The organism is Sulfurimonas autotrophica DSM 16294 (genome assembly GCF_000147355.1).
Taxonomy (GTDB): domain Bacteria; phylum Campylobacterota; class Campylobacteria; order Campylobacterales; family Sulfurimonadaceae; genus Sulfurimonas; species Sulfurimonas autotrophica.
Genome location: NC_014506.1, coordinates 1,613,032 through 1,624,732 on the forward strand (window position 1 = coordinate 1,613,032; position 11,701 = coordinate 1,624,732).

An 11,701-nucleotide genomic window follows, 5' to 3' on the forward strand; every position below is an offset into this window, starting at 1 on the left:
CCCTATTTTATATATTTTTCAAATATTTCTTTGGCTAAAGCTTCGCCTAGCAATGTTTTATTTTTTTCTAAATACGTTCCTATCAATCTTTCTCCATCTCTTAGAACAAAATCACATTTATTGTACACCTGTACGAATTCATCTGCTTCATCCAAAAGCTCAACCACATTTTCTTGATATTCTTCGGCAATATATGCTCCGTTTACATGTGATTTTTTCATATTTGAAAGCGTAAAATAAAAATCATCTTCACGTATATTCATAGGTATCATCATAGCATCAGCATTGTTTACTTTTATCTCTTTATTGAGCATAACAAAGAGTCTGTTTGGACTGGCATGTTCTGCAATAAGACCAAAGAGTTTTGTCTCTTTTTTAATCCCGTCATCAGCATTCATTGTCTCTACTTCAGCCATTCTTTCACTCATTTGATCCCCCATAATTCTTTTGCTTCTTCTTCTTCAATTCTACATCTGTTACAGATTTTTTCTCCGCCTTGATAAGCAAAGAAATTACCGCATTCATCGCATCTTTTTATATCAAAACGCACCAAAGTTTCAATTTTCGGCTCAAAAAAGCTGCTAAGAGAAAAAGTTTTTCGTAACGTTAAAGAGTCAGGTTCACATACATCATGACAACTGTGGCACTGCACACAGGCAAGCGGATTAAAATTAATCACACTTCCTCTCACATCAGAACTCAATGCGCCTGTCGGGCAGATTCTATAACACATTTGACAATTTGTGCATGTCGTCTCATTTAAATCTTTTTGTGAAATAAATGAAATATCTTTTATATCAATGGTATGAAAAACTTCCGGTACGCTTGCACGCTTCATAGCCATAAGGAGTAAACTACGTCTATCAGGAATGTTCTTCTCTTTTATTTTCATAATATCTTGCGCAGTAACTGTATGTGTTTTTACATTTTCATCACTGGAGTCAACTTCATTTTGAAGTTGCTGTTTAATGCTTATAGCAGTTTTCACACCCTCTTTAGAGAGTAATTTACGTCTGCTTAAAGGGTCAAGATCTTTTTTAACTTCATAATTTAATTCTGCAATGCGTAAACTTTTGTCTTGTAGCATCGCTTCAAGTAAAAAGTTCACTTCCTCAGCTCTGTTGTTTATAATAGCGAGATTTGTTTTTGCAATCTCACAATCAGTACAGGGACCAATATCTAAACTAATTTGTTCTGGAGATATCAACGCCATACTAAGCAGTTCTTCAACACTTAAAGATGCTATACATGGAAAATTTGTATCATTACATGTAAGCACACTATTTTGATCTTCTAAAAATTTAAAAACATAATTTATCGGTTTAAAATCATCCAATGTATATGCAGCAGTCGGACAAACAGCGTCACAGCCGCCGCATCCGACACATTCACTGGGAGTAAAAGAGATGGTAGAGTTTTCTAAGTGTATAGTTTCAACAGGGCATACTTCGACACATTTGTTACATATCGCAAATTTATTGGAAGTATGAACACATTTACTGACATCTAAGGTTAAAAGACTCATACCGGGTAGTTATATCCATTATTTTTTAATTGCGTTAAGTATTCAAAATCACTCATCATAAATTCTAAGACTAAATCAGCAACATCAAAGTAAAATGCAGTACCCGCTTCACTTTTCACATTTAAAAGATACATTGGAGCCCACTCTAAAAGATGGTCTTTCATAAATCCGTATTGCAGTTGTGAGAGTTGTTTCGCCATTTCCAAGTCATTTGCTTCTAGTGCTTTTAACTCTGCCTTACACAACTCATACATAAATTCCAACTCTACCCCTATATGGTCTGCTGCCATAACACGAGCTTTATCAAGCTGTACCTTAAATTCAAAAGCATTAAAAATTGCTTGTATAGGGTTATCTCCCCCTGTTTCCATCATTTGATCTTCTCTTGTATAAAATGATTCATAAGGAATAAGATGGAGTAAAAAAAGGTTAGTAAAATCAACATTCAAATATTTTTCTATCAAATCTTTTGAATCAAGCTCTTTTCTTTTTTCCCAATCTTTAAATGTCGGGAAAAAAGAGAGCATATTTTCATCTTCTTCTATTGATTTTAATAGCCCTTCATCAATTTCACTCATCGTAATTCTTGAGATAAGTGCATAGATATTTATTCTTGCAATCTGTTCTTGCTTTAAATCATTATTCATAAACAATGTACCTTTTGGAAATTTTCTTATGGAAGTATAGTAAAGCCACACTTGAAGTGGGCTTTAACTTTGTTGTTAAACGTCTTTAATATTAACTTCGTAAGCTTTTTGGCTTGGTTTTACTGGACGTTTAATGTGATATGGACGACGTAATTTATCTGACGCATTTAAAGGACGAGTCAGTTGATCTCTCCATGCCTGATAAACTTTAAAGTTACTTTCATAGTTAACTTTAATGTCACCTATTTTATCATCAGCAGATGCTTTAGTGATGATAACTTTTTGGTGCCAACCGTGATTTCCTGCAATAGGATCCGGATGACAAGGAGCCACAGCATTCTGCCATGCACCGCTAAGACCATCCCACCAGATGTTGTCAAGGTCTTTGTTGTACTCTTTAAACTGCCATGCTTCATGCGGCTTAATTCCCTCAGTCGGTTTCATTGTTCCAACTTTACCATCATTAGTCATTTCATATTTAGGAGAACCTAAACTCATAATGCCAAGCTGATGTTCAAACCCTGGAATTTTCACAGAGTCTTTAAGTTTCCAACGACCGGCATGGTGTGAACATGCAAGAACACCGGGACGAGTTGCCTCAGTAGGAACTGCCATACCAACAAAATAACCACTCTTAATACCTGTTAAAGTATCTTGAATTTGTACTCTTATAGCATCACCGCGTTTAATGCCAAGTTTTTGGGCATCTTTTGTGTAAATCCATACAGGATTATGGTTTTGTGAAATCTCCATCAAATGTTTAGAGTTCACAGAACGTGTGTGAATATTGTATGGTAAACGATAAATCGTATTTAATGCAAATTCATTATCTGCTTTCATATGTTTATGGTGAACTTGAGTTACAAGGTGTACCATTTTATCATTTTCTGCATCATTTCTTGGATAAATAGGAATAGCATACTCCGGCCATTTCCACTCATCTGCTAACCACTCGGAGAAGAATTCCAGTTTTTTACTTAATGTATGGAAACCTTCATGAAGCTCACCATTGATTTCAACACCAATAGATTTTTTGAAATTGCCATCATCTACCCATAATGCACCAAAATCATCTTTAGTAACTTCATTTTTACTATATTTATGTCCATGTGCATGGTAATACGTTCCATCAAATTCAAGCTCTTCTTCTTGAGGTTTATACACATCAGTTTTCTCAGTCCAAGCACCATGATCTCTCATATAGCTGTAGATTGGATACTCTTCACCTTTATAAAGTTTTGTTGCTTCTGCTTTTAGTTTCGGTAACAGTTTAAATGCTTCATCAAAATACTCAGGAACAGTAACACAACGAGACGGATCTTTTTTACTTGCCCAGTATTTAGCAATACCTAAAGAACCGTCAGGGTCAACATAATGCATAATTAGGTTCGGCCAGAATTCACTCTCTTCCCAAACTTCACCAAGACCAAATTTCATATGTGCTTCAAGTGTTGCACGTGTCGGATCTTTTGGCTTCCAACCGGCTTTCTCAGCGGCAACACGAAGAACCGCTTGACGGAACTCTATACGTTGTTCCGGTTTAGACGGCGTTGACTGCTGATCGTTTCTCTCACCTGCAAGTCCAACAGGAAGTACATAATCACAGTACCAGTTAGTCTCAGACCACGTTGGAGACAAGTTAAATGATAATTCAAATTTATCTTCACGCTTGAGTGCTTCTATCCATCTGAATCCATCCGGATTAATCCATAACGGATTGTGCATTCTTGGAACATAAACAGCCATAGATTTTGGAATCTTCAAACCGCGTTTTGTCCATTTTTCATGCCATGCATCATCCATCATAATTTGCGGCATCATATAACCCATTTCATATGTTGAAATAGGATATTCAGGTGGCCATGCAATTTCATTCCATGCATCAGTTTTTTCAGGGTGTTTTCCGGCTACTGTAGCTTTATCACCTTTTCCTGCAACTGAAATTTCATGCCAGTGGTGCATGCCGACACCACCAATATCACCACGCATAGCTCCAACAAGAGCAAGCGGTAAGAAACCAGCACGCGTATTCATCCAACCACCACGGTGACCAATCGGTCCTGCGCGCCACAAGTATGTAGCAATTTTAGCACCAGCTGGAACAAACATCTCCCAAAGCTCATCTAACTTATATTCCATACCTTCAAGTCTACACTCTTTAACAACAAACTCTTTAGTATATGGAGCATAAAGTTCTTTTGCAACTTCAAGAAAAGACTCATAAGTGTCATCTTTTGGCATCTTAGAAATATAGCCGTATCCAATCATCTTTTTAAGATAATCTTTGTTAGCCATTAATCTATCCCAGTTTACCCATTCTTTTACAAATTCATGGTTTACTATATCTGAATCATCTTTTTTCTTTTCATTCAAAATACGATTTGTTAAATAAAGATAAAGCGCCGCTTCCGTTCCCGGCCAACATGGAATCCATAAATCTGCCATACCCGCAGAGTTACTCATTCTAGGATCAATAACAATCATTTTTGCACCACGTTTACGTGACTCAGCAATTAAACCGGCTGATTGTTGGAAATAGTGTCCTGCATCAGCAGCATGTGATGATTGTAAGAATATAAGATCCGCATTTCCCCAGTCCGGCGAATTTCTATCATCATTTGCCCATTGAATTGTTCCCTCACGAGCACCTGCAGAACAGATGTTCGTATGTGAGTTGTATCCATCAATACCTAAAGATTGTGGTACACGTGGACCAAAACCATTTTCATTTGGACGACCGACATGGTACATGATAGATTTCTTAGAAATCTCATCACCTTTAGCAAGAGTATCATGCATTTTTTTACCAATAGCAGCCATAGCTTCATCCCAGGTTACACGAACCCACTTTCCTTCACCACGCTTAGAACCAGGAGCTCTCTTAATAGGAAACGGAATACGATCCGGATCATACATTTGAGATGTTACAGCGTAACCTTTTGCACAGTTTCTACCACGAGAACCAGTGTGTAACGGGTTACCCATATATTTTCTAACTGTCATAGTGTCTTTATTTACCCATGCAGTCAGTCCACAACCCGCTTCACAGTTTGAACAAACTGTAGGAACGATTGTATAGTTGTTTACTTGAATTCCATCAGGATTTTCAGCACTTCTAACACCATGGCGTTCAATACCGCCACGTTTCCAGTCATCGCCATCAAGTTCAGCAAAATTATCCCAATCTTTTTGATCAGGATAAAAAGAAATTGAATCAGGAGTATTAGTAAACTTACTTTGGCTAACAGATTCTGCAGCTGCATCAGTTGCAAATACACCCTTAGCTATGGCTACACCAGCTACGCTGAATGCAGCACCTTTTAAAAATGTTCTTCTACTTTGTAAATACATTTATATTTTCTCCTTAACTCAATGGTAATAATTGTGGAATAACAAGCCATACATGTTTTACTACCCACAGACCTACGATTGCTAAAATAGCCGCAAGACTTAAAAGACTGTTACTTTTGCTGACTCTTGAAAGAGCAACCAATAACATTGGTAAAATATATGCAACCCATTGTCCTATCCAGAACATAGTTGAATACTCACCGTTACCTTTCACATGTGCTAAAATAGCTGTTACTTCTTCTGATTTCATTCCACCAAAGATATATTCTGACATGTAAATTATAAATGCTAGTAAAGCACTTAAACCTAAAATCGCTCCAAAAAATTGTTTTGTTTCGTCACTAAGTTTTGAACCGCCGAGTAAAATCATTGCTGCAGAACCAGAAAGAGTTGCTGCTAGAATCATTTGTACTGATTCTGTTGACATTTGCCACAATTCACGTGCACTAGCCTCTGCCATAATACCGGCAGTATATAGTGTAACAGGAATAGCAAGAAGTGTTACCCAAAATAAAAGTTTATCAAATGATTCTGTTTTCTTTTGAAACCCTAAAATAATCATCAAAAATTCTAAACCAACAAATACCGTTGCCATCCATGCACCAACTGTAATAGCTGACGTCCAATGAGGATAGAAAAAGATATGCCACATTCTAAATGGTTGATGTAAATCAGCCAAAGTAAACAATAAGAAAATGTTCATCATAATAAATGAAACAATAAGCGTTGAAGTTCTAAGACCTGTCATTTCACTTGAATTTTTTCTAAGCAATAAGAAAAGCATAAAAATCAAACCTGTACCTATACTTTTTGCCCACATATTCATTGTAACAAACCAACCCCAAAATACGTCTGGTAATGCTACGTCCAAAGTCACTACTGCATGTGTTGCAGCTAAAGATTCATGTATCATTCGTGATGCCCTCCTAGTGGAAGTGTTGTTATTTTATTGAATAAATTATAGCCCTCTATTCTTTGTGATGCAAGAGGGTTAAGGTTCACTTGACCTGCTCCAACATAGAAATGGTGAGGGTTTGTTCCCTTTTCAGGTTTTCGAACCTGTACATCTCTATGATCTTGAATATACATAGAAATATTTGAAGCCGGATCGTCAAGGTCACCAAAAATATTTGCTTCAACAGGACATGCAACAACACAAGCAGGCATCATGCTTGATGCGATACGGTGCGCACAATATGTACACTTATCTGCTGTTTGTGTTTCAGGGTCAATATAAATTGCACCATATGGACAAGCCATAACACAACCCGCACAACCGATACATCTTTCTTTATCAATGTTTACAATACCATTCTCTATATAGTGTAATGCACTTACAGGACAAATTCTCTCACATGGTGCATTCTCACAATGATTACATCTAAGAGGAGTAAATGTTCTCTTAGTTTCTGGGAAAGTTCCCACATCTACATATTTAACACGAAGTCTCCATGTACTAAGCGGAACTTCATTCTCCACTTTACATGCGATCTCACAACCTTTACAACCCATACACAGGTGTAAATCAACTAGGAAACCTAATTGCATATATTCTCCTTTGGCCTTTAATGGCTTTTTTAAGATTTATAACTACGACTTATTAACATTAAAAGAAGCCCTTATGCACGGCATTTCGAGCTTTTTTTACTACATCAATATTAGCTAAGTTAGCTTAAATTAGTTATAAAAGAGTGATAATTTTTTGATAATTTTTTTTTGCTGGGTATATTTGGAAAATTAATATTTGGAAGGTTTATATTAGTTATAAAATTAACTTTTACAACTAATATAAATTATTTATTTAAGTCTGACACGTACTGACTGCTCATGCGCTGTCAGTCCTTCTGTATTGGCTATTAATGCACACTCTTGACCAATTTCATTGATAGCTGCAGAGCTAAATGAGATGATAGAACTTTTTTTCATAAAGTTTTCGACACCAAGCGGTGAATAGAATTTTGCCGTTCCACCGGTTGGAAGCGTATGATTTGGTCCTGCAACATAATCACCAATAGCTTCAGGCGTATTGTGGCCTAAAAAGATTGCTCCAGCATGTTTGATATAGGGCAATAATTCAAACGGACTCATAGTAGCAACTTCGAGATGTTCAGGTGCTATTTTGTTCATCAACTCTATCGCTTCATCCATTGTTTGTGTCACGATAATTGCACCGCGTTCTTCTATAGATTTTCTTGCAATTTTTTGACGAGGAAGTTTTGTAAGCCATGATTCTATCTCTATTTTAACTGCATCAGCCAATTTTTGTGATGGCGTAATCAAAATAGAACTTGCCATCTCATCATGTTCTGCCTGAGAAAGCAGATCTATTGCCAAATGATTTGCATTCGCACTCTCATCTGCCAAAATACCAATTTCACTCGGCCCTGCTATCATGTCAATATTTACTTCACCAAAAACCATTTTTTTAGCAGTTGCTACAAAAATATTTCCTGGTCCTGTAATAACATCAACTTTTGGTATAGTCTCTGTACCATAAGCAAGAGCTGCAATAGCACTCGCACCACCGACTTTATAAACTTCGCTCACACCGCATAGATGACAAGCAGCCAATAAAAGTTCATTTGGCTCATTGTCGGGCGTCGGTGTACAGACGATAATGTTTTCAACACCGGCAACCTGCGCAGGAATAACATTCATTAACAAAGATGACGGATATGCTGCTTTTCCTCCGGGAATATAAAGCCCAGCACTGTCAACAGGAGTCACTTTTTGACCTAAAATTGTTCCATTTTCCTCTGTATCAAACCAAGACTTTGGTTTTTGTTTTTCGTGATATGCTTTTATTCTATCATATGCCAAATGAAGTGAATCTTTTAATGCTTCATCAATATTTTCATATGCTGTTTTCATAGACTCTGTAGTAATTTTCAAGTCTTCATCACTTTTTGGCGTCCAGTTGTCAAACTTGGCAATATGAGACTTAAGTGCTTTATTTTTATCTGTTTTTATATCTTCAATAATATCACCTACAATTGCACTCACATGAGCGATATCCATCTTCCCTCGTCCCAGAAGTTCTTCAAACTTTACATCAAAATCATTATCATTAGATTGTACAAATATCATATTTACTTTCCACTTTTTTTCTTATTTATTTCTGAGAATTCTTTTTTTACAATATCTAAAGCCTGTAAAAAAGCATTTTCTTTTACTGCACCCATTAAAGGCTGAAACATTGGCTGACCGTTTGGCATCAAAAACCATATTGTCGGTGTTCCCGGTCTCCACAACTCTTGTGGCATAGCATCACCCTCATCACTGTAAGCTATAATAGAAACAAAATCGTTGTTCAACTCTTTTATAACTCTGGAGTCTGAAAACGTTGTTTTCTCGAGAATCACACAATACTTACATGTATGCCGTGAAAATACAAACAAAACAGGTTTATTCTCTTTTGTTGCCTGTTCAATTCCTGATGTAAAATCTTTTGCCCAGTGCACTTCATCGGCCATTAGAGATGTTGTTAGCAGAAATACTATTATTAGTAGTAATTTACCCATATTTTTTTACCTTTTTTAAAAGTTCTTTTGCACATTCCTGCGCTGATTTATCAGTAACATCTATTACAATCTCTGCTAATTTCAAATACTGAGGTCGTCTCTCTTCATACAGCTTTTTTGCCTCTTTTAAATCATTAAGCAATGGTCTTTTTTTCAGTTTTCTCGCCGCATTTGGATGTTTTTTTATTCTCTTAATAATAGCATCAAAAGGAGAGTCCAATAAAACAATTGTACCTATTTTTTGTAAATTTTCTCGTTTATAAAAACCGCCGCCCGTAGATACAAGAGTATCATGTACACTTTTTTCTAACCATTTTGCAACATGTTTTTCTAATTTTCGAAAATAATCTTCACCATTTTCTTCAAATATTTTTTTAATTTTTTTATTTTCCATACTCTCGATAAGATCATCTGTATCAATGGCAATATAATCAGAATATTTTACAACTTCTCTGGCTATACTTCCTTTGCCTACGCCCATAAAACCTATCAGTACAATGTTTTTCATTTCACATCCCCTACAGTTTTGCTTCTTTGGACGTGATTTTATCATACTTAGCATAAAAGTATTCCATTTATCAACTGTTGGTATAATATCTTCTTTAAAAATCAACAGTAGGTTTATTATGAAAAATAAAAAATTTATCACCTTAGGATTTGCATCGGTTGCTACATCAATGGCTCTTATGTTTTCCTCTTCTTTATTTGCAGAAAGTTCAATTAAAGATGCGCAGGCTTCTAGACTTCAGGCTTTAGAAAAGTTTACAAAAGTTATCAGTATAGTACAGCAGTATGATGTAGATGATGTAACTATAGAAGAACTTATAGATAAAGCACTTGACGGAATGATGAAAAATCTTGATGCCCATTCAAATTATTTAACACAAAAAGACTACAAACAGCTCAAAGTACAAACTGAAGGCGAGTTTGGCGGTCTTGGCATCACGGTAGGCATGAAGAACGGAGCGTTAACTGTTATTGCCCCAATTGATGGTACTCCAGCAGATAAAGCAGGACTAAAATCTGGTGATATAATTTTAAAAATTGATAATAAATCGACAATCGGCATGACCATTGATGAAGCTGTATCATTAATGCGTGGTAAAGTCGGTGAACCAATTGATTTGCTCATTGTTCGAGAGGGAAAGATGAAGCCTCTTGCCGTGCATATTGTTCGCGGTGTTATTACTATTGAGTCAGTACATGCAAAAACCATCGGTAAAAATATACTTTATCTAAGAGTCGCTAGTTTTGATAAAAAAGTCGTAGAAGATGTTACAAAAGAAATCAAAAAAAGAAAAGCGGCAACAAAAGGTATTATTTTGGATTTACGAAACAATCCAGGCGGTTTACTTGACCAGGCTGTCGGCTTGGTTGACACATTTGTTAATGACGGTGTTATAGTTTCCCAAAAAGGACGACGCAAAGCGGAAACGAAAACATATACTGCACATACATCAAACACACTCACCAAAGTTCCTTTAGTAGTTTTAATCAATGGCGGCAGTGCAAGTGCAAGTGAAATTGTGAGCGGTGCTTTGCAAGATCATAAACGCGCTGTGTTAGTAGGTGAAAATACTTTTGGAAAAGGAAGTGTACAGGTTGTCCTACCTATTACAAAAATAGAAGCGATAAAACTCACAATTGCTAGATATTATCTTCCAAGTGGAAGAACCATTCAGGCTGTCGGGGTCAAACCTGATGTTATTGTTACACCAGGTGAATTTACAACGCATAAAAATGAGTTTGCTATTAAAGAAGCGGACCTAAAAAAACACCTGCAAGAAGAACTTGAAAAAGTTGATGGCAAAAAAGCACAGACTAAAGAAGATAAAAAAGATAAAAAAGATATAATTACGCCAGAAATTTTCAACAAAGACATTCAACTCAAAGAAGCAGTTGACATTATGAAAGCTCTTGTGATAATAAAAGGATAGAAACAGTGGAAAAAAAAGGGTTACTTTACGAAGGTAAGGCAAAAAAGTTATATTTAACAGAAGATGAAAACTTGGTTATTTCTGAGTTCAAAGATGACTTAACAGCATTCAACGGCGAAAAAAAATCAAGTGAAGAAGGAAAAGGAGCGCTCAATAATAAAATTTCTACAGAGTTATTTAAACTCTTAGAGCAAAACGGTATTCCAACTCACTTTGTTAAAATGCTTGATGACAACCATATGCTGCATAAAAAAGTTGATGTTATACTTATAGAGGTAATTGTTCGTAATATTGCGACAGGGAGTCTTACTCGTAACCTCGGTATTGAAGATGGCACGGTTTTGCCTTTTACTCTTGTAGAATTTGACTATAAAAACGATGAACTTGGTGACCCAAAACTCAATGATCAACATGCTCTTATTCTCGGGTTAGTTGATTTTCAAGATGAACTTGATAAACTGCGCCGCATGGCAAGACAAGTCAATGATATTTTGAAACCTTATTTCGCAGAAAAAGGCTTAAACCTAGTTGACTTCAAACTTGAGTTTGGAAAAGATAAAGACGGCAATATTATTCTCGTTGATGAGATTTCACCTGATAACTGTCGTTTTTGGGACATGAAAAGCGGTGAAAAAATGGATAAAGACAGATTCCGTCAAGGGCTTGGCGGACTTACAGTAGCTTACGAGCAAGTTTTAAATAGAATATTAGGAAAGTAAT

11 protein-coding genes are annotated in these 11,701 nt (G+C 36.1%); 2 read left to right on the plus strand and 9 right to left on the minus strand.

Going from position 1 to position 11,701, the window contains the following annotated elements; all coding sequences use genetic code 11:
- Positions 1–2: 2 nt before the first annotated feature.
- From SAUT_RS08200 to SAUT_RS08240, 9 genes are all read right to left on the minus strand, one after another.
- Positions 3–428, minus strand: a complete 426-nt coding sequence (locus SAUT_RS08200; protein ID WP_013327419.1) for a hypothetical protein — start codon at positions 426–428, stop codon at positions 3–5.
- Positions 425–1,525, minus strand: coding sequence for a 4Fe-4S dicluster domain-containing protein (locus SAUT_RS08205; protein WP_013327420.1), 1,101 nt, complete (start codon positions 1,523–1,525; stop codon positions 425–427). The genes SAUT_RS08200 and SAUT_RS08205 overlap by 4 nt, the downstream gene beginning before the upstream one ends.
- On the minus strand, positions 1,522–2,172 hold the full coding sequence (locus SAUT_RS08210) for a TorD/DmsD family molecular chaperone (protein ID WP_013327421.1): 651 nt from the start codon (positions 2,170–2,172) through the stop codon (positions 1,522–1,524). Before SAUT_RS08210 ends, SAUT_RS08205 begins: the two co-directional genes overlap by 4 nt.
- Before the next feature lie 75 nt (positions 2,173–2,247).
- Positions 2,248–5,523 carry a molybdopterin-dependent oxidoreductase gene (locus SAUT_RS08215; RefSeq protein ID WP_013327422.1) on the minus strand — a complete coding sequence of 1,092 codons (3,276 nt, stop codon included), beginning with the start codon at positions 5,521–5,523 and terminating at the stop codon, positions 2,248–2,250.
- A gap of 13 nt (positions 5,524–5,536) precedes the next feature.
- On the minus strand, positions 5,537–6,436 hold the full coding sequence (gene nrfD / locus SAUT_RS08220; RefSeq protein ID WP_013327423.1) for an NrfD/PsrC family molybdoenzyme membrane anchor subunit: 900 nt from the start codon (positions 6,434–6,436) through the stop codon (positions 5,537–5,539).
- Positions 6,433–7,071, minus strand: coding sequence for a 4Fe-4S dicluster domain-containing protein (locus SAUT_RS08225; protein ID WP_013327424.1), 639 nt, complete (start codon positions 7,069–7,071; stop codon positions 6,433–6,435). Before SAUT_RS08225 ends, nrfD begins: the two co-directional genes overlap by 4 nt.
- Before the next feature lie 249 nt (positions 7,072–7,320).
- Positions 7,321–8,610, minus strand: coding sequence for a histidinol dehydrogenase (hisD, locus tag SAUT_RS08230; RefSeq protein ID WP_013327425.1), 1,290 nt, complete (start codon positions 8,608–8,610; stop codon positions 7,321–7,323).
- A gap of 2 nt (positions 8,611–8,612) precedes the next feature.
- Entirely contained in the window at positions 8,613–9,044 is a 432-nt protein-coding gene (locus tag SAUT_RS08235) for a thioredoxin family protein (RefSeq protein WP_013327426.1), read from the minus strand.
- Complete coding sequence (locus tag SAUT_RS08240; protein ID WP_013327427.1) at positions 9,037–9,552, minus strand: shikimate kinase; 516 nt, start codon at positions 9,550–9,552, stop codon at positions 9,037–9,039. The genes SAUT_RS08235 and SAUT_RS08240 overlap by 8 nt, the downstream gene beginning before the upstream one ends.
- Before the next feature lie 118 nt (positions 9,553–9,670).
- Here SAUT_RS08240 and SAUT_RS08245 point away from each other — a divergent pair, with 118 nt between their 5' ends.
- Positions 9,671–10,981: a S41 family peptidase gene (locus SAUT_RS08245; RefSeq protein WP_013327428.1), complete on the plus strand. Its 1,311-nt coding sequence runs from the start codon at positions 9,671–9,673 to the stop codon at positions 10,979–10,981.
- A gap of 5 nt (positions 10,982–10,986) precedes the next feature.
- Complete coding sequence (gene purC, locus SAUT_RS08250) at positions 10,987–11,700, plus strand: phosphoribosylaminoimidazolesuccinocarboxamide synthase (protein ID WP_013327429.1); 714 nt, start codon at positions 10,987–10,989, stop codon at positions 11,698–11,700.
- Position 11,701: the final 1 nt, after the last annotated feature.